The sequence below is a fragment of the Streptomyces sp. NPDC051636 genome (assembly GCF_044453765.1).
In the GTDB taxonomy this organism is placed as follows: domain Bacteria; phylum Actinomycetota; class Actinomycetes; order Streptomycetales; family Streptomycetaceae; genus Streptomyces.
The window spans coordinates 400,756-417,451 of sequence record NZ_JBITDA010000001.1; the positions used below are offsets into that span (position 1 = coordinate 400,756).

Below are 16,696 nucleotides of genomic sequence, written 5' to 3' on the forward strand. Positions count from 1 at the left end.
GGGGCGGATCGGCCGCCGTAGGGAAGAGGAGCAGCTCGACGTGAGTGTCGTATCCGCGCAGTCTCCCCCCGGGAGTGCCGTGTCCATGGAGGAGACGGCCACGAAGGACGAGGCCGAGCTGGGGCCGCCCGCGCGGCTGTGGCCGTCGCTGGCCGCCGTGTACCGGGCGCAGCTGTCCCGGGCCCGGGTGGCGCGGATCCCCCTGCTGTTCGTGGCCACCTTCCAGTCCGTCGGCATCATGATCATGATGCGCGGGGTGGTCGACACCCGGGGCGAGGCCCAGTCCGTGGTGGCCGGGTCGTCGGTCGTGGTCGTCGCGTACGTCGCGCTGAACCTGCTCGCCCAGTACTTCGGGCAGCTCCGGGCCAGCGGTGGGCTCGACCACTACGCCACGCTGCCGGTGCCGCCGGCGGCGGTGGTGCTGGGGGCGGCCGGGGCGTACGCCTCCTTCACCGTGCCCGGGACCCTGGTGACCGCCGTGTTCGGCTGCGTGCTGTTCGGGCTGCCACTGGGCAACCTGTGGATCCTCGTCGCGGTGATCCCGCTCGCCGGCGCCGCGCTCTCCGGGCTCGGCGCGGCCTGTGGGCTGCTCGCGCCCCGGCCCGAACTTGCCGCACTGCTCGGGCAGCTGGGCATGTCGGCGGCGCTGCTGCTGGGCGTGCTGCCGCCCGACCGGATGCCCGAGATCATCCGGCTGGCCCGTGACCTGCTGCCGTCCACATACGGTGTGGAGGCGTACGCGCGGACCTTCGGGGCGGGCCCCGACTGGGCGTTCGTCGCCGGTGACCTGGGTGTGTGCGCCGGGGTCGGGGTGGTGTCGCTGGCCGTGGCAACCTGGGCGTACCGCCGGGCCGCCGTCCGGTGACGCGTCGCACAGGGCGACCTGGCACGATGTCAGGGTGACCGCACCACTGACTCCGCCTCCGCCGCCGCACGAACCGTCCCCGCACCAGGCCCGGCAGGTGCCGCAGCCAGCCGGGAGCGCGGGAGGAGCCTACGAACAGGACGGCCCCGGGATGAAGACCGAAGTGCGGGAGGCGGCCGTGGTCACCGTGGCGGTGGCGCTCGGCGGGGTGCTGCTCGGGCTGCTGTGGTGGTGGCTGGCGCCGCACGTACCGCTGGTCGCTGACCAGGTCGGCAAGAGCTGGGTCGTCTACCTCAAGGAGAGCGAGGGCGAGCAGGCGATCGGCGTCGACGGAACCTTCACGCTGCTGGCGCTGGCCTTCGGCGTGCTCAGCGCGGTCGTCGTCTTCCTGGTGCGGCGGCGCGGGGGTGTGCCGTTGGTGGTCGCGCTGGCCGTCGGGGGCGTGCTCGCGTCTGTGCTCGCGTGGCGGCTCGGGGTGTGGCTCGGGCCCGAGAAGGACGTCATCGCCCATGCCAAGTCCGTGGGCAAGGGGGTGACCTTCTCCGCGCCGCTGAAGCTGGGGGCGAAGGGGGCGTTGCTGGCGTGGTCCGTCGGCGCGCTGGTGGTGCACATGGGGCTTACGGCGCTGTTCGGGCCCCGGGATCCTGATCCGTACCTGGAGGGGCCGTATCAGCAGGGGCGGTACGGGGCGCCTCCGGCGTAGGGCGGTTGCGGCGCGCGGCGGCCACTGCGGGCCCTTTCTCGCCCCCGCCGCCCTGCCCTCCCCATCCGAGGGGCTCCGCCCCTTCTTCATCCCCGCCGGTGGCTGCGTCCCCTGGACCCTGGGGGCTGCGTCCCCCGGACTCCTGGGGGGCTGCGCCCCTCACCCCGTTGCAGCTGCGCCCCTCTGGGTCTCTGCGGGGCTGCGACCCTGTGCCCCGTCGGGGCTGCGGCCTCGGATCTCTGGGGCCCTGGGCCCAGTTGGGGTTGCGCCCTTGGCGTTTCGCGGGGCCGCGCCCCTGCGCCCGCGGGCTCCGTCGCTGCATTCCGTCGGGCTGCGGCTCCGGGTCCTCGCGGGACTGCGACCCTGCGCTGCGGCGGGGCCGCGGCCCTGGACCTGTGCGGGGCTCGGCCCCTGGACTCTGGCGCGGTTGCGGCATTCGGCCCTCGGGGGGTTGCGCGCCCGCGCTCCGTGGGGGCTGCCGCCTGGGCCCTGCGGGGTTCGGGCCCTGCGCGGGGCTCGGCCCCTGGGCCCCTGTCGGGACTGCGGGCCTGGGACCCCGCGAGACTGCGTCCCCCGATCCCTCGGGGGCTCCGCACCGCCACCCTGCCGGCCCCGCTTCGGTCCGAACGGCCTTGTTCTCGACTCCGCCGGGTGGTGCCGGCCCCGACGAGGTCAGGCGCGGCCGATGGGGGCGAGCACGGCCTCGGTGAGCTTGGCGAGGTCGTCGGGGGAGAGTTCGAGTTCCAGGCCCCGCCGGCCCGCGGAGACGCAGATCGTGGGATGGGCGGTCGCCGAGCCGTCCAGGACCGTGGGGAGCTTCTTGCGCTGGCCCAGGGGGGAGATGCCGCCGCGGACGTAGCCGGTGGTGCGTTCCGCGAGGGCCGGGTCCGCCATGGTCGCGCGCTTGCCGCCGACCGCCGATGCCAGGGCCTTCAGATCCAACGAGCCAGCCACCGGGACCACGGCCACCGTCAGTGCGCCGTCGACGTCCGCCACGAGGGTCTTGAAGACGCGCTCCGGGGAGACGCCCATCGCCTCCGCCGCCTCCTCGCCGTAGGAGGGGTGGGACGGGTCGTGCTCGTATGCGTGCACCTTGTAGTCCACGCCCGCGGCTGTCAGGGCGACCGTCGCGGGCGTGCCGCCCGACTGCTGCTGCTTCTTCGACTTCTTCGCCATCGAGGAATCCACGCCTCAGTTCAGACTCGTCGGGCCGCGCGTCAGGTCCGACGCCGGCAACGACGGCAGGTTACGGATGATGGCCGTCTCCGCGCGAAGGAGTTTCAGCTCGTCGCGCAGGCGGGAAGCGGTGTCCGGGGCCTGGAGGAGGCGCTGCTTCGTCGGGGTGTCGAGCATCACCGCCGCGGCCACCAGGTAGGAGACGACGGCCGGTTCGTCCGGCAGGTCCGCGCCGGTGGACAGGGAGCGCTCCCGTGCGCCCGCCAGCCGCTTCTGGTACTGGCGGAAGGCCCGCAGGACCCCCTCGGCCAGCGCCCCCGCCTCGTCGCCCGGTTCCTCCGTCAGCTCCTCCAACTCGGCGGTCAGGAACGGGCCCGACGCGTCCACGGACAGCAGCCGTACCCGGGTCGTCCCGGTCGCCAGCACCTCGAAGGTGCCGCCGGGCCGCTCCCGGACGGTCGCCGCGTCCGCCACGCAGCCCACGGAGTGGAGCGCCTTGGCGGGGTCGGGCCCGAAGCCCGCGGCGGGCCCGCGTTCGGGCAGGGCCGTCGGGTCCGGCATGCCCGGGGCGCTCGGCGCGACCTCGTGGCCGTCGCGGATCGCCACGACGGCGAACCGGCGCGGCTCGTCCTCGGGCGTCTTGAGCAGCTCGCGCATCATGGCGCGATAGCGCTCCTCGAAGACGTTGAGGGGCAGCACCAGGCCCGGGAACAGCACCGAGGTCAGCGGGAAGAGGGGGAGACGGACGGTGGTCACGGCGCCCCAGCCTAATGGTCACCGGAACGGGCGTGACCACGGTGCTCACTCCGCGGTCGCAGGGGCGTCGGGACGAGTCCCGTCCGTGCGGTGCGGGGAGCCGCCGTCAGGAGTTCCTCGCGCAGCCGCAGGAAAGCGCCCAGCGGGTCGTCGGAGAGCCGGTCCCAGGGGAAGGAGGTGGCGTACGGGCCGATCAGGCGCAGCTGGGTGCGGGCGTCCTCCCAGCGTTCCAGCCGGACGAGGACGTACACGAGCTTGTTGCGGATCTCGGCGGGCCAGGGGTCGGCCGCCGGGAACCGGTCGGAGAGCGCGACCGCCCGGTCGGCCGCCGCGTCCAGCCGCTCGCGCGGCACCTCGGGGCCGCAGCCGTCGGTGAGGTAGGCGAACGCCGCCCGCGCGGGCAGCGCCTGGACGAGCGAGTCCGCAGGGGCGTCCTGCGCGGCCAGGTCGGCGAAGTCGAAGCACTCGCGGTGGGAGCCGTGCCAGGAGGCGGCCAGGTAGCGCAGGGCCGCCACATGGCAGCCGTAGTGGTGCGGGGCCCGCCGGACCGCCGCCGCCCACAGCTCCTCGAAGTACTTGTGCCCGGCGTTCGTGCCGCGCGCGTGGTCCAGCGCGATCCGCCACGGCACCGGGTCGCGGCCGTCGCCCCGGGCGGCGGCCGCGATCAGCGGGCTCACCTCGCGCAGCAGCTCGCCCCGGGCCGGCGACGGCCAGGCGCGGTCCACCGCCAGCTGGGCCCCGACCAGGAGCACGCCGGGGTCGTCGGGGGCGGTCGCGCGCCACTGGTCGAACCACTCGGGGCGCGAGCGGGCGAAGGCGGCCAGGCGTCGCGCGTACCGGTCACGGTTCTCCCACGCGGCGGCCGCGCGGGTGGCGGCCAGCAGCTCGGCGGCGGCCTGGTACTCGCCTCGTCCGGCCGCGACGAGGGCGGGGCCGAGGCGGTCGTCGGGCGCGTCGAGCAGCACCTCGTCGTCGGTCGGCGGGCCGGCCGGGCGCGAGGGGGTCCTTGTCATCCGGGTGGGGCGGATGAACGGGGGCAGCAGAGCCATGGTGTCGACCATTGAAAGACCGCAGGTCGGCGACGCGCCACCCCCTGCGGCAAGGACGGGGAAAGTTGTACGCGGCCCGGTCAAGGACCGGTAAAAGATGATTACTGTTCAACTACTGATGGGGACCTGCCAAGCCACCGGGGAAGCCCGGCCCCGTCAGCTCCGCCGCAGCAGCCGCGTCGCCCCCGCCGCCACCGTCGTCGCCAGCACCCAGCCCAGCAGGACCATCGCCGCCGCCAGCCACTGCCAGCCGCCGCGCAGCTGCCACTGGCCCGCCTGGCCCAGGTCGATGACCGGCAGCAGCAGGTCCAGGGCGAACAATGCCGGGCTCCAGGTCGGGTGGCCGCCGGAGTCCATCGGCGGATGGCTGGCGTGCGCGAAGGCGAGCGTGCCCGCCGCCCACAGCACCGCCATCCACACGGCGGCCCGGCCCGGCCGGTACCCGTAGGCGACCGCCAGGTCCTGCGCGTACCCCCAGAGCTTGCCGGCCAGCGGCAGGGTCTCGCGGCGCCGGCGCTGTTTGGCGAGCAGCACCTCGCGCGCGTCCTCGTCCTCCCCGGCGCCGCGCAGCACGGCGGCCAGGCGCTCGTACGGCTCCGGGTTGTACTCGGCGGTCGCCGCCGCCACCCAGCCCAGGCGCTCGGTCAGCGGGAACGGGCCCTGCGGCACCAGGTTCTCGTAGGAGAAACCGCCCATGTGCAGGCTGCCCGGCCCCGGCCAGCTGGCCGCCTTGTCCACGAGGGTGACCACCCGCGCCCCCGACAGCACCACCTTGCCGCGCTGCGGCCGCTCCCCGAGGAAGCGCAGCTCGGGCGTCTGCACCCGGCGCAGCGACAGCTCCTGGTCGTCGGTGAAGGCGAACCGGGCCCGCTCCAGGTCGACCGCGTCCCCGAACCGCCCGTCGTCCAGCCGTACCCCGCCCTGGCACTCGAAGCGCTGGACGCGTGTCCCGCGCGCCGGGGTCGTACCGCTCAGCAGGGGGCTGCCCACGCCGGCCGGGGTCAGGTACAGGGTGCGCTCGACGGTCAGCTGGGGCGCGTTCAGGGCCAGCCGGGAGTAGGGGTTGACCAGTCTCGCGCCGCGCAGGCTCAGCGACACGCCGACCTTTGCGCTGCGCAGGCTCAGCTCGCCGTGCGACTCCAGCAGCTCGGCCTGGAGGTCCTGGCCGACGGTCATGCCGTCGGCGGCGACCGAGCGGCCGGTGCGGTCCCGGTACACGATCGCCTGGTTGAGCAGCAGATCCGTGCCGATGTGCGCGTCGGTGAGCCGGACGCCGCCCAGGAAGCGGCAGCGCGGCAGATGCAGGTCGCCCTCGGTGTGCACGCGGGCGGCCTCCAGACGCGGGACCGCGCAGTCCACCAGGCGCAGGGTCGTGAAGCGGGCCTCGGGCAGCAGGACCTCGTGCTCGAAACGGCAGCTCTTCAGCTCCACGTACGGCACCACCGTGCCGCCCGCCAGGTCCAGGGTGCCGCTGATCCGCACGCCGGCCAGCTTCAGCGACGACACGCGGCCGGCCAGCGCGGGCGGGCCGTCCAGGAGCAGCCAGCAGACGATGCGCGCCCGCACGGTCCGCTCGGGACCCCAGGGATGCCCGCCGTGCGGGTCGTCCACCACGGCGTCCCCGCTGCTCAGGTCGTACACGCTGCCGTTGCGGAAGGCCTGCCACATCCCGGCCTCGGCGGCGGTCAGGTCCTCCGGCAGGTCCCCGGCGCTCAAGCCGGCCCCCTCGGTCACTGCTCTTCCTTCTTCCTCTGCTACTCGCGGGTTCGTCCGTTTCGTACAGCAGTTCATGCCCGGTGAGTGACTCCCCCAACGCAAGACGTGAGGGGGATCTTCGGGGTTCCGGCCACGTTCTGTATCAGCCATTGATACGCGCGGACGGCCGCCGACGCCGGTCTGAGAGAATTGGGACCGTGATCTGCCGAATCGATCTGCGCGGCGACGCCCTCCCCGAGGGCCCCGCCCTGCGCGACCTGCTGCCCCGAGCCGACTTCGACGTTCAGGCCGCCCTGGAGAAGGTGCGTCCGATCTGCGAGGCCGTGCATCATCGGGGCGACGCGGCGCTGATCGACTTCGCCGAGAAGTTCGACGGGGTGCGGCTGGAATCCGTACGGGTCCCGGCGCGGGCGCTCGCCGACGCGCTGGAGCGGCTCGACCCGGCCGTGCGCGCGGCCCTGGAGGAGTCCATCCGCCGGGCCCGCCTCGTGCACCGCGAACAGCGCCGTACGTCCCACACGACCCAGGTCGTGCCCGGCGGTACGGTGACCGAAAAGTGGGTGCCGGTCGAGCGCGTCGGGCTGTACGCGCCCGGCGGCCGGTCGGTCTATCCCTCCTCCGTCATCATGAACGTGGTCCCCGCGCAGGAGGCGGGCGTCGGGTCGATCGCCCTGGCCTCACCGTCCCAGGCCGAGTTCGACGGCCTGCCGCATCCGACGATCCTCGCCGCCTGCGCGCTGCTCGGCGTCGACGAGGTGTACGCGGCCGGCGGCGCCACCGCCGTCGCCATGTTCGCCTACGGCACCGAGTCCTGCGCCCCGGCCAACATGGTCACCGGCCCCGGCAACATCTGGGTCGCCGCCGCCAAGCGCTTCTTCACCGGCAAGATCGGCATCGACGCCGAGGCCGGCCCCACCGAGATCGCGATCCTCGCGGACTCCACCGCCGACCCGGTGCACGTCGCCGCCGACCTGATCAGCCAGGCCGAGCACGACCCGCTGGCGGCGGCCGTGCTGGTCACCGACTCAACGGAGCTGGCCGACGCGGTGGAGAAGGAGCTCGAGCCGCAGGTCGCGGCCACCAAGCACATCGAGGACCGGATCGTTCCCGCCCTGAAGGGCAGGCAGTCCGCGATCGTGCTGGTCGACGGCCTCGACGAGGGCCTGAGGGTGGTCGACGCGTACGGCGCCGAGCACCTGGAGATCCAGACCGCCGACGCCGCCGCCGTCGCCGACCGGGTGAAGAACGCCGGCGCGATCTTCATCGGCCCCTGGGCGCCCGTCTCCCTCGGCGACTACGCGGCCGGGTCCAACCACGTCCTGCCCACCGGCGGTTGCGCCTGCCACTCCTCCGGCCTGTCCGTCCAGTCCTTCCTGCGCGGCATCCACATCGTCGACTACACGCGGGACGCGCTCGCGGACGTGGCCCACCACGTGGTGACGCTGGCGGAGGCGGAGGACCTGCCCGCGCACGGCGCGGCGGTCAAGGCGAGGTTCGGCTGGAAGGTACCGACGAGCAAGTGAACTTCGGAATCGACGATCTCCCCGTACGGGACGAGCTGCGCGGCAAGTCCCCCTACGGCGCGCCCCAGCTGGACGTCCCCGTACGGCTGAACACGAACGAGAACCCCTACCCGCTGCCCGAGCCGCTGGTCGAGCGGATCACCGAGCGGGTGCGCGAGGCCGCCCGGAACCTCAACCGCTACCCGGACCGGGACGCGGTCGAGCTGCGCACCCAGCTTGCCAAGTACCTGACCGACACGTCCGGTTACGAGGTCGGCCCGGCGAATGTGTGGGCGGCCAACGGATCCAACGAGGTCATCCAGCAACTGCTGCAGACCTTCGCCGGCCCCGGCCGTACGGCGATCGGCTTCGAGCCGTCGTACTCGATGCACGCGCTCATCTCGCGCGGCACCGGCACCGGCTGGATCTCCGGCCCGCGCAACGACGACTTCACCGTCGACCTGCCGGCGGCCCAGCGGGCCATCGCCGAGCACCGGCCTGACGTCGTCTTCATCACCACCCCCAACAACCCCACGGGCAACGCCATCCCGCCCGGGACCGTCCTCGCGCTCTACGAGGCGGCCCAGGCGGCCAAGCCGTCCATGGTCGTCGTGGACGAGGCGTACATCGAGTTCAGCCACGGCCACTCGCTGCTGCCGCTGCTCGAAGGTCGGCCGAATCTCGTCGTCTCGCGGACCATGTCGAAGGCGTTCGGGGCCGCCGGCCTCCGGCTCGGCTACCTCGCCGCGCACCCGGCGGTGGTGGACGCCGTCCAGCTCGTACGGCTGCCGTACCACCTCTCGGCGATCACCCAGGCGACCGCCCTGGCCGCCCTGGAGCACACCGGCACGCTGCTGAAATACGTCGAGCAGCTGAAGTCCGAACGGGACCGGCTGGTGAGCGAGCTCAGGTCCATCGGCTACGAGGTCACCGAGTCCGATGCGAACTTCGTGCAGTTCGGGCGGTTCTCCGACGCGCACGAGGTCTGGCAGAGGATCCTCGAGAGAGGGGTCCTGGTCCGTGACAACGGCGTACCCGGATGGCTGCGGGTCACCGCCGGAACCCCGGCCGAAAACGACGCGTTCCTCGACGCGGTCCGTGAGTTGAAGAAGGAGCAGAGCGCATGAGCCGCGTAGGACGTGTGGAGCGGACGACCAAGGAGACGTCCGTCCTGGTCGAGATAGACCTCGACGGCACCGGCAAGACGGACATCGCCACCGGCGTCGGCTTCTACGACCACATGCTCGACCAGCTCGGCCGGCACGGTCTGTTCGACCTGACCGTGAAGACCGACGGCGACCTGCACATCGACTCCCACCACACCATCGAGGACACCGCCCTCGCGCTGGGCGCCGCCTTCAAGCAGGCCCTCGGCGACAAGGTGGGGATCTACCGCTTCGGCAACTGCACGGTCCCGCTGGACGAGTCCCTCGCCCAGGTCACCGTCGACCTGTCCGGCCGCCCCTACCTCGTGCACACCGAGCCCGAGAACATGGCGCCGATGATCGGCGAGTACGACACGACGATGACCCGGCACATCCTGGAGTCCTTCGTCGCCCAGGCACAGATCGCGCTGCACGTGCACGTGCCCTACGGGCGCAACGCGCACCACATCGTGGAGTGCCAGTTCAAGGCGCTGGCCCGGGCACTGCGCTACGCCAGCGAGCGGGACCCGCGCGCGGCCGGCATCCTTCCGTCCACGAAGGGTGCGCTGTAAACCCATGAACGGTCTGTCCACCGTCCTGATAGTCGTCGGCCTTTTCCTGGTCGGCGGGATCTACTCCTTCGTGAAGCAGCAGATGCCGAAGAGCCTCGTCGTGCTGCTGTCGATCGGCGCGGCCATGTGCCTGGTCGCGGGCGTCATGCGGCTGGAGGTGTGGAACTGATGAGCACGCCGAAGAAGGTCGTGGTCTTCGACTACGGCTTCGGCAACGTCCGCTCCGCCGAGCGCGCCCTCGCGCGCGCGGGAGCCGACGTCGAGATCACGCGCGACTTCGACAAGGCGATGAACGCGGACGGCCTGCTGGTGCCGGGCGTGGGCGCCTTCGCCGCCTGCATGCGGGGCCTGCGGGAAGCCCGCGGCGACTGGGTCATCGACCGCCGGCTGTCCGGCGGTCGCCCGGTGATGGGCATCTGCGTCGGCATGCAGATCCTGTTCGCGCGCGGCATCGAGCACGGCGTCGAGACCGAGGGCCTCGACGAGTGGCCCGGCTCGGTCGAGCCGCTGCAGGCCGAGATCGTTCCCCACATGGGCTGGAACACCGTCGACGCCCCGGCCGGCTCCGAGCTGTTCGCCGGTCTGGAGGGGGACGCGCGCTACTACTTCGTGCACTCCTACGCCGTGCACGACTGGAGCCTGGAGACCCACAATCCGGCGCTGCAGCCGCCCAAGGTCACCTGGGCGACGCACGGCAAGCCCTTCGTGGCCGCCGTGGAGAACGGCGCCCTGTGGGCCACGCAGTTCCACCCCGAGAAGTCCGGCGACGCCGGAGCCCAGCTCCTCACCAACTGGATCGGAACCCTGTAGAGACATGGCCAAGCTCGAACTCCTCCCCGCCGTCGACGTCCGCGACGGCCAGGCCGTCCGCCTCGTGCACGGCGAGTCCGGCACGGAGACCTCCTACGGCTCCCCTCTGGAGGCCGCCCTGGCCTGGCAGCGGTCGGGCGCCGAGTGGCTGCACCTGGTCGACCTGGACGCCGCGTTCGGCACCGGCGACAACCGGGAGCTGATCGCCGAGGTCGCGAAGGCGATGGACATCAAGGTGGAGCTGTCCGGCGGCATCCGCGACGACGCCTCCCTCGCCGCAGCCCTCGCCACCGGCTGCACCCGGGTGAACCTCGGCACCGCCGCACTGGAGACCCCGGAGTGGGTCGCCAAGGTCATCGCCGAGCACGGCGACAGGATCGCGGTCGGTCTGGACGTGCGGGGCACCACGCTCCGGGGCCGCGGCTGGACCCGCGACGGCGGCGACCTCTACGAGACGCTGGAGCGCCTGAACAAGGAGGGCTGCGCGCGGTACGTCGTCACCGACATCGCCAAGGACGGCACCCTGCAGGGCCCCAACCTGGAGCTGCTGAAGAACGTGTGCGCGGCGACCGACCGCCCGGTCGTGGCGTCCGGCGGCGTGTCCTCGCTGGACGACCTGCGGGCCATCGCCGGCCTGGTGCCCCTCGGTGTCGAGGGCGCCATCGTCGGGAAGGCGCTGTACGCGAAGGCGTTCACCCTGGAAGAGGCCTTGGAGGCGGTTGCCCAGTGAGCGACGTACGACGCGTCACGACCGGTGCGCCCTGGGAGGAGAGCTTCGGCTACTCCCGCGCGGTGGAGTTGCCGAACGGCCTGGTGCTGGTCTCCGGTTGCACGTCGATAGTGGACGGCCAGATCGCCGGAGGCGGCCCGTACGAGCAGACGGTCAACGCCTTCAACGTCGCACTCGCGGCGCTGGGCCGGTTGGGCCTCGGCCGCGACGACGTCGTGCGCACGCGCATGTACCTCACCCACGCCCGGGACGTGGAGGACGTCGGACGCGCTCACAAGGAGCTGTTCGACTCCGTCCGGCCCGCCGCATCCATGATCATCGTCTCCGGTTTCGTCGACCCCAGTCTGGTCGTCGAGGTCGAGGTGGAGGCGTTCCGAGGAGTGTCCGGAGCATGACCCTTGCCGTCCGAGTCATCCCCTGCCTGGACGTGGACAACGGCCGGGTCGTCAAGGGCGTCAACTTCCAGAACCTGCGCGACGCGGGTGACCCCGTCGAGATGGCCAAGGTGTACGACGCCGAGGGCGCCGACGAGCTGACGTTCCTGGACATCACCGCGTCCTCGGGCAACCGCGAGACGACGTACGACGTGGTGCGCCGCACCGCCGAGCAGGTGTTCATCCCGCTGACGGTGGGCGGCGGCGTCCGCACGGCCGAGGACGTGGACAAGCTGCTGCGGGCGGGCGCCGACAAGGTCGGCGTCAACACGGCGGCGATCGCCCGCCCGGACCTGATCCGGGAGATCGCCGAGCGCTTCGGGCGGCAGGTGCTGGTCCTGTCGGTGGACGCGCGCCGCACGGAGGCGGGCACCTTCGAGGTGACCACCCACGGCGGCCGCAAGGGCACCGGCATCGACGCCGTCGAGTGGGCGCACCGGGCGGCCGAGCTGGGCGCCGGGGAGATCCTGCTGAACTCCATGGACGCGGACGGCACGAAGGACGGCTACGACCTCGAGATGATCGCGGCCGTGCGCAAGCACGTCACCGTCCCCGTCATCGCCTCGGGCGGCGCGGGCAAGCTCGCCGACTTCGCCCCGGCCGTCGACGCCGGCGCCGACGCGGTACTCGCGGCCTCCGTCTTCCACTTCGGGGACCTGCGGATCGGAGAGGTGAAGCAGGCGTTGCGGGAGGCGGGGCACGCGGTGCGGTGACGCTGCGCCGAGCTTCGGCCCCGGTCGCCGTCGAGGTGGCCGGGGCCTTCTCCTGGGCGCGTACCAAACGGAGTGAGCACCCCGGAGAGGGTCACTCCTTCGGCTGAGCCAGCTGCACCAGGTTGCCGACGGTGTCGTCGAGCACGGCGGCGATCACCGGCCCCTGCTCCTGCGGCTCGTGGGTGAAGTGCACCCCGAGCCCGCGCAGCCGCTCGTACTCCGCCGCGATGTCGTCCACCGAGAAGACGATGGCGGGGATCCCCGCCTCGTACAGAGCCCGGCGGTACGGATCCGCGATCGGGCCCGCACCCGGCTCCAGCAGCAACTGCAGATCCGGCTGGGCCCCGCCGGACGCGCCGACCGTGACGAACAGCGTGCCGCCGCCCAGGTCGAGGTGGGTACGGGTCTCGAAGCCGAGCACGTCCGTGTAGAAGGCGTGGGCCTTGGTGACGTCGTCGACGTACACACCCGTCATGGCGACCTTGATCACGGCCGGCCCTCTCAGATACCCAGCTGCTTGGACTCGCTCAGCTTGGCGATCGCGTCCGCGTCGCCGTCCAGCTCCACCTTGGCGGCACTCTGCCGGCCCAACGCGAACAGCAGCAGCTCGGACGGCTCGCCGGTGACCGTCACCACCGGCGTGCCCCGGTGGGCGACCGCCGTCTGGCCGTCCGGGCGGCGCAGCACCAGGCCCGTCGCCACGCCCCGGCCCATCAGACGGGCGGTGCGCTCCAGGCGGGACCACAGGGCGTCCTGGAAGACCGGGTCCAGCTCGCGCGTGCTCCAGTCGGGCTGGGCGCGGCGGACGTCCTCCGTGTGGACGTAGAACTCGACGATGTTGGCCGCCTCGTCGATCTGCTTGAGCTGGAAGGGCGAGAAGCGCGGCGGGCCTGTACGGATCAGCTGGATCAGCTCCTCGTACGGTTTCGCTGCGTACTCCGCCATCACCTTCTCGAGGCGGGGCGCGAGCGGCTTGATCAGAGAGCCGCCGGCCGCGTCGGGGCGGCGCTCGCGCACCACCACGTGCGCGGCCAGGTCCCGGGTCCGCCAGCCCTCGCACAGGGTCGGGGCGTCCGGACCGGTCGTTTCCAAGAGATCTGCGAGCAGGAGCCGTTCACGCTTGGCGAAGGTCGACATACCGTCAGCCTACGACCGCGTTCGGGGTCCGCACAGTGGACACGGACCCGTCCGTGTCGGTGCCGCCCGGCACAATGGCACTCATGACCAGTACGACCGGTACGCCCCGGCCCAGCAGCCTCGACCCCGAGATCGCCGCGCGCCTCAGGCGCAGCGCCGACGGACTCCTGCCCGCCATCGCCCAGCAGTACGACACCGGCGAGGTGCTCATGCTGGGCTGGATGGACGACGAGGCGCTGCACCGCACGCTCACCACCGGCCGCTGCACGTACTGGTCCCGCAGCCGCCAGGAGTACTGGGTCAAGGGCGACACCTCCGGCCACGTCCAGAAGGTCAGGTCCGTCGCCCTGGACTGCGACGCCGACACCGTGCTGGTCAAGGTCGACCAGGTCGGCGCCGCCTGCCACACCGGCGCCCGCACCTGCTTCGACGCCGACGTGCTGCTGAGGGACGCCGGCGAGGGCGCCGGTTCCGGCGTACCCGCCTCGGATCAGTAAGGTCAGCCGCCATGGACCTCGAGACGTTCCGCAAGCTCGCCACCGACCGCCGCGTCATTCCGGTCACCCGCAAGCTCCTCGCCGACGGCGACACCCCGGTCGCGCTCTACCGCAAGCTCGCCGCCGAGCGCCCCGGCACCTTCCTGCTGGAGTCCGCGGAGAACGGGCGCTCGTGGTCCCGGTACTCGTTCGTGGGCGTGCGGTCGGCCGCGACGCTGACCGCGCGCGACGGCCGGGCGCACTGGCTCGGCGCCCCGCCCGTCGGCGTCCCCGTCGACGGCGATCCGCTGGCCGCCCTGCGCGCCACCATCGAGGCCCTGCACACCCCCCACCAGGACGGCATGCCGCCCTTCACCGGCGGCATGGTCGGCTACCTCGGCTACGACATCGTCCGCCGCCTGGAGAAGATCGGCCCCGGCGAGCGGGACGACCTGCGGCTCCCCGAGCTGACCATGCTCCTGACCAGCGACCTCGCGGTCATGGACCACTGGGAGGGCTCCGTCCTGCTGATCGCCAACGCGATCAACCACAACGACCTCGAAACGGGCGTCGACGAGGCGTACACGGACGCCGTGGCCCGCCTCGACGCCATGGAGGCCGACCTGTCCCGGGCGGTCGCCCAGCCCCCGGCCGTCCTGCCGCCGTCCGAGCTGCCCGAGTACACCGCCCTGTGGGGCGGCCCCGACTTCCAGGTGGCCGTCGAGGACATCAAGGAGCGCATCCGGGCGGGCGAGGCCTTCCAGGTCGTCCCCTCGCAGCGGTTCGAGTCGCCGTGCACGGCGAGCGCGCTGGACGTGTACCGGGTCCTCAGGGCGACCAACCCGTCCCCGTACATGTACCTGTTCCGCTTCGACGGTTTCGACGTCGTCGGCTCGTCCCCCGAGGCGCTGGTCAAGGTCGAGGACGGGCAGGCCATGGTCCACCCCATCGCCGGCACCCGGCCCCGCGGCGCCACCCCGCAGGAGGACCAGGCCCTCGCCGACGAACTGCTCGCCGACCCCAAGGAGCGCGCCGAGCACCTCATGCTCGTCGACCTCGGCCGCAACGACCTCGGCCGGGTCTGCGAGCCCGGCTCCGTCGAGGTCGTCGACTTCATGTCCATCGAGCGGTACTCGCACGTGATGCACATCGTCTCGACGGTCACCGGGCGCGTGGCGCGGGGCCGCACCGCCTTCGACGTCCTGACGGCGTGCTTCCCCGCCGGCACCCTCTCCGGCGCGCCGAAGCCCCGCGCGATGCAGATCATCGACGAACTGGAGCCGTCCCGGCGCGGGCTCTACGGCGGCTGCGTCGGCTACCTCGACTTCGCGGGCGACTCCGACACCGCCATCGCCATCCGTACGGCCCTGCTGCGCGACGGCACCGCCTACGTCCAGGCCGGCGCGGGCGTCGTCGCCGACTCCGACCCGGTCGCCGAGGACCAGGAGTGCCGCAACAAGGCGGCGGCGGTGCTGCGGGCGGTGCACACGGCCAACCGGCTGGGCAAGTAGGGCGTTTCTCACGTTCCCCATGTGTTCCCCCGGGTGACGGTTCGCCCGGGCTTCAGGGGATAGTGGGTACGTGACTGCTGTACCCGATCCCCGTTCCCAGGCCCCCGCATCCGCGCGGTCCGGCCGCCGGAGCCTCGCCGTCGCCCTGCTGTGCGGTGCGCTGGGCGCGGCCGTGGCGCTGCTGTCCACCCGGCAGCGCTGGTCGGAGGGCACCGCGACGGTGGCCGGCGGCGCCTTCCCGCTGACCGCCAGGGGCAGCGACGTCACGGGCGTTCCCGCGGCCCTCGCCATAGTGGGCCTCGCCGCGCTCGTCGCCGTCTTCGCCGTCCGCAGGGCGGGCCGCTTCCTGGTCGCCGGGCTGCTCGCGCTCTCCGGCGCCGGCACCGTCGCCGCGGCCCTGATCGGCGCCTCCGACAACTCCGCGCTCGACGAGAAGGCCGCCGAGACCACCGGCGACACCTCCGCCACGGTGGCCGCGCTCAGCCACACCGGCTGGCCGTACGTCGCGGCCGCCGGCGGCGCCCTCCTCCTGCTCGCCGGCCTCCTCGCCCTGCGCTACGGCCGGCTGTGGCCCGCCATGTCCGGCCGCTACGAGCGCGACGGCACACCCCGCCCGCGCCGTACCGCCAAGCCCGTCGACCCCGAGCGTCCCGAGGAACTCTGGAAGGCCCTGGACCGCGGCGAGGACCCGACCGGCGCCTGACCGCTCAGGGCCTGTCCGGCGGATCATGCCGCAGACGCGGGGCTTGGCACGCCCTCTCACGCTCGGCTTCGCTCGCGAGGGGGCACCCCCATTCGCCCGCTCACCCGCGCTGACCGGGCACCGTCGGTTCCCTGCGCCATGAACCACCGGACAGGCCCTGGCGGATGTGGCGAAACAGACGCCCACCACGAGCGACCCCCGCTCACGGCACGCGCGTGCGTACGGGACAATGGACGGCGAGCGTCCGCCCCGCACGGGCGGGCCCGGACATGTACGGCACGTACACCAGCAACGAGGAGCAAGACATGGCGGGCAGCAGCCACGGTCACACCCCGGCCGCCTGGACCGGCGTCATCATCGCCTTCATCGGTTTCTGCGTCGCGGGCGCCTTCATGGTGATGGCACAGCCGGTGGGCTTCTGGGCCGGCATGGCGATCGTGGTTCTCGGCGGTGTCCTGGGCGCCGTCATGCGCGCCATGGGCCTGGGCCAGCCGAAGCAGACGCACGCGGTGCGGCACGCCGCCCCGGCCGCGACCCGCGAGCCGGCGAGCGTCGAGGGCTGAGCACGGCTTCTCCGCCTTCGCCCGAGGGGCGGGGGGGGGCCCCCCCCGGGGGGGGGGCCCCCCCCCGGGGGGGGGGCCGGGGCGGGGGCAATATGGGGGGGGGAACCGCCCCACCCCCCCCGCCCCGGCCCCCCC

20 protein-coding genes are annotated in these 16,696 nt (G+C 72.9%); 14 read left to right on the forward strand and 6 right to left on the reverse strand.

Translation table 11 applies throughout. The features are described 5' to 3' along the window. Positions 1 to 40 precede the first annotated feature (40 nt). A complete protein-coding gene (locus ACIBBH_RS01880; protein ID WP_399400900.1) occupies positions 41 to 865 on the forward strand; it encodes an ABC transporter permease in 825 nt (274 codons plus the stop codon). A gap of 34 nt (positions 866 to 899) precedes the next feature. Next, positions 900 to 1,568, forward strand: a complete 669-nt coding sequence (locus ACIBBH_RS01885) for an AAA family ATPase (RefSeq protein WP_399400902.1) — start codon at positions 900 to 902, stop codon at positions 1,566 to 1,568. 672 nt (positions 1,569 to 2,240) lie between these two features. On the opposite strand, the gene ybaK is transcribed toward ACIBBH_RS01885, so the two are convergent. From ybaK to ACIBBH_RS01905, 4 genes are all read right to left on the reverse strand, one after another. After that, positions 2,241 to 2,744, reverse strand: coding sequence for a Cys-tRNA(Pro) deacylase (gene ybaK, locus ACIBBH_RS01890; RefSeq protein ID WP_399400904.1), 504 nt, complete (start codon positions 2,742 to 2,744; stop codon positions 2,241 to 2,243). 15 nt (positions 2,745 to 2,759) lie between these two features. After that, positions 2,760 to 3,500, reverse strand: a complete 741-nt coding sequence (locus tag ACIBBH_RS01895; RefSeq protein ID WP_399400906.1) for an LON peptidase substrate-binding domain-containing protein — start codon at positions 3,498 to 3,500, stop codon at positions 2,760 to 2,762. 11 nt (positions 3,501 to 3,511) lie between these two features. Beyond that, positions 3,512 to 4,561: a hypothetical protein gene (locus ACIBBH_RS01900; RefSeq protein WP_399400908.1), complete on the reverse strand. Its 1,050-nt coding sequence runs from the start codon at positions 4,559 to 4,561 to the stop codon at positions 3,512 to 3,514. A gap of 144 nt (positions 4,562 to 4,705) precedes the next feature. After that, positions 4,706 to 6,283, reverse strand: coding sequence for an oxidoreductase (locus ACIBBH_RS01905; RefSeq protein ID WP_399400910.1), 1,578 nt, complete (start codon positions 6,281 to 6,283; stop codon positions 4,706 to 4,708). Positions 6,284 to 6,462: 179 nt separating this feature from the next. Between ACIBBH_RS01905 and hisD the strand changes: the two genes are divergently transcribed. Genes hisD through hisF form a run of 8 tightly spaced genes read left to right on the forward strand, consistent with a single transcriptional unit; the run spans position 6,463 to position 12,171 of the window. Then, entirely contained in the window at positions 6,463 to 7,788 is a 1,326-nt protein-coding gene (gene hisD / locus ACIBBH_RS01910) for a histidinol dehydrogenase (RefSeq protein ID WP_399400912.1), read from the forward strand. After that, positions 7,785 to 8,894, forward strand: coding sequence for a histidinol-phosphate transaminase (locus tag ACIBBH_RS01915; RefSeq protein WP_399400914.1), 1,110 nt, complete (start codon positions 7,785 to 7,787; stop codon positions 8,892 to 8,894). The genes hisD and ACIBBH_RS01915 overlap by 4 nt, the downstream gene beginning before the upstream one ends. Continuing rightward, complete coding sequence (gene hisB / locus ACIBBH_RS01920; protein WP_100825690.1) at positions 8,891 to 9,484, forward strand: imidazoleglycerol-phosphate dehydratase HisB; 594 nt, start codon at positions 8,891 to 8,893, stop codon at positions 9,482 to 9,484. Before ACIBBH_RS01915 ends, hisB begins: the two co-directional genes overlap by 4 nt. A 4-nt stretch (positions 9,485 to 9,488) precedes the next feature. Then, positions 9,489 to 9,653 (forward strand): hypothetical protein, encoded by a 165-nt coding sequence (locus ACIBBH_RS01925; protein ID WP_399400916.1) that lies wholly within the window; start codon positions 9,489 to 9,491, stop codon positions 9,651 to 9,653. Beyond that, a complete protein-coding gene (gene hisH, locus ACIBBH_RS01930) occupies positions 9,653 to 10,294 on the forward strand; it encodes an imidazole glycerol phosphate synthase subunit HisH (RefSeq protein ID WP_399400918.1) in 642 nt (213 codons plus the stop codon). The genes ACIBBH_RS01925 and hisH overlap by 1 nt, the downstream gene beginning before the upstream one ends. A gap of 4 nt (positions 10,295 to 10,298) precedes the next feature. Beyond that, positions 10,299 to 11,024, forward strand: coding sequence for a bifunctional 1-(5-phosphoribosyl)-5-((5-phosphoribosylamino)methylideneamino)imidazole-4-carboxamide isomerase/phosphoribosylanthranilate isomerase PriA (gene priA / locus ACIBBH_RS01935; RefSeq protein ID WP_399400920.1), 726 nt, complete (start codon positions 10,299 to 10,301; stop codon positions 11,022 to 11,024). Continuing rightward, a complete protein-coding gene (locus tag ACIBBH_RS01940) occupies positions 11,021 to 11,419 on the forward strand; it encodes a RidA family protein (RefSeq protein WP_399400922.1) in 399 nt (132 codons plus the stop codon). The genes priA and ACIBBH_RS01940 overlap by 4 nt, the downstream gene beginning before the upstream one ends. Next, on the forward strand, positions 11,416 to 12,171 hold the full coding sequence (gene hisF, locus ACIBBH_RS01945) for an imidazole glycerol phosphate synthase subunit HisF (RefSeq protein WP_399400924.1): 756 nt from the start codon (positions 11,416 to 11,418) through the stop codon (positions 12,169 to 12,171). The genes ACIBBH_RS01940 and hisF overlap by 4 nt, the downstream gene beginning before the upstream one ends. Positions 12,172 to 12,262: 91 nt before the next feature. Here hisF and ACIBBH_RS01950 read toward each other — a convergent pair whose 3' ends face one another. Both ACIBBH_RS01950 and ACIBBH_RS01955 read right to left on the reverse strand, forming a co-directional pair. Then, complete coding sequence (locus ACIBBH_RS01950) at positions 12,263 to 12,661, reverse strand: VOC family protein (protein WP_399400926.1); 399 nt, start codon at positions 12,659 to 12,661, stop codon at positions 12,263 to 12,265. Between the two features lie 11 nt (positions 12,662 to 12,672). After that, positions 12,673 to 13,308, reverse strand: a complete 636-nt coding sequence (locus ACIBBH_RS01955) for a TIGR03085 family metal-binding protein (RefSeq protein WP_399400928.1) — start codon at positions 13,306 to 13,308, stop codon at positions 12,673 to 12,675. Between the two features lie 83 nt (positions 13,309 to 13,391). Between ACIBBH_RS01955 and hisI the strand changes: the two genes are divergently transcribed. The 4 genes from hisI to ACIBBH_RS01975 all read left to right on the forward strand — a co-directional run bounded on the left by hisI (position 13,392) and on the right by ACIBBH_RS01975 (position 16,561). After that, positions 13,392 to 13,805: a phosphoribosyl-AMP cyclohydrolase gene (gene hisI, locus ACIBBH_RS01960; protein WP_399400929.1), complete on the forward strand. Its 414-nt coding sequence runs from the start codon at positions 13,392 to 13,394 to the stop codon at positions 13,803 to 13,805. Positions 13,806 to 13,816: 11 nt separating this feature from the next. Next, positions 13,817 to 15,295: an anthranilate synthase component I gene (locus ACIBBH_RS01965; protein WP_399400930.1), complete on the forward strand. Its 1,479-nt coding sequence runs from the start codon at positions 13,817 to 13,819 to the stop codon at positions 15,293 to 15,295. A gap of 70 nt (positions 15,296 to 15,365) precedes the next feature. Then, complete coding sequence (locus tag ACIBBH_RS01970; protein ID WP_399400932.1) at positions 15,366 to 15,998, forward strand: TIGR02234 family membrane protein; 633 nt, start codon at positions 15,366 to 15,368, stop codon at positions 15,996 to 15,998. Positions 15,999 to 16,303: 305 nt separating this feature from the next. Next, positions 16,304 to 16,561, forward strand: coding sequence for an HGxxPAAW family protein (locus ACIBBH_RS01975; protein ID WP_399401468.1), 258 nt, complete (start codon positions 16,304 to 16,306; stop codon positions 16,559 to 16,561). The last annotated feature ends 135 nt before the right edge of the window (positions 16,562 to 16,696 follow it).

Bases quoted from the DNA above. Each gene is read 5' to 3' on its own strand.
- ybaK (WP_399400904.1), bottom strand. From the start codon at position 2,744: ATGGCGAAGAAGTCGAAGAAGCAGCAGCAGTCGGGCGGCACGCCCGCG.
- ACIBBH_RS01900 (WP_399400908.1), bottom strand. From the start codon at position 4,561: ATGGTCGACACCATGGCTCTGCTGCCCCCGTTCATCCGCCCCACCCGG.
- hisB (WP_100825690.1), top strand. From the start codon at position 8,891: ATGAGCCGCGTAGGACGTGTGGAGCGGACGACCAAGGAGACGTCCGTC.
- ACIBBH_RS01925 (WP_399400916.1), top strand. From the start codon at position 9,489: ATGAACGGTCTGTCCACCGTCCTGATAGTCGTCGGCCTTTTCCTGGTC.
- hisH (WP_399400918.1), top strand. From the start codon at position 9,653: ATGAGCACGCCGAAGAAGGTCGTGGTCTTCGACTACGGCTTCGGCAAC.
- priA (WP_399400920.1), top strand. From the start codon at position 10,299: ATGGCCAAGCTCGAACTCCTCCCCGCCGTCGACGTCCGCGACGGCCAG.
- hisF (WP_399400924.1), top strand. From the start codon at position 11,416: ATGACCCTTGCCGTCCGAGTCATCCCCTGCCTGGACGTGGACAACGGC.
- ACIBBH_RS01955 (WP_399400928.1), bottom strand. From the start codon at position 13,308: ATGTCGACCTTCGCCAAGCGTGAACGGCTCCTGCTCGCAGATCTCTTG.
- hisI (WP_399400929.1), top strand. From the start codon at position 13,392: ATGACCAGTACGACCGGTACGCCCCGGCCCAGCAGCCTCGACCCCGAG.
- ACIBBH_RS01965 (WP_399400930.1), top strand. From the start codon at position 13,817: ATGGACCTCGAGACGTTCCGCAAGCTCGCCACCGACCGCCGCGTCATT.
- ACIBBH_RS01975 (WP_399401468.1), top strand. From the start codon at position 16,304: ATGGCGGGCAGCAGCCACGGTCACACCCCGGCCGCCTGGACCGGCGTC.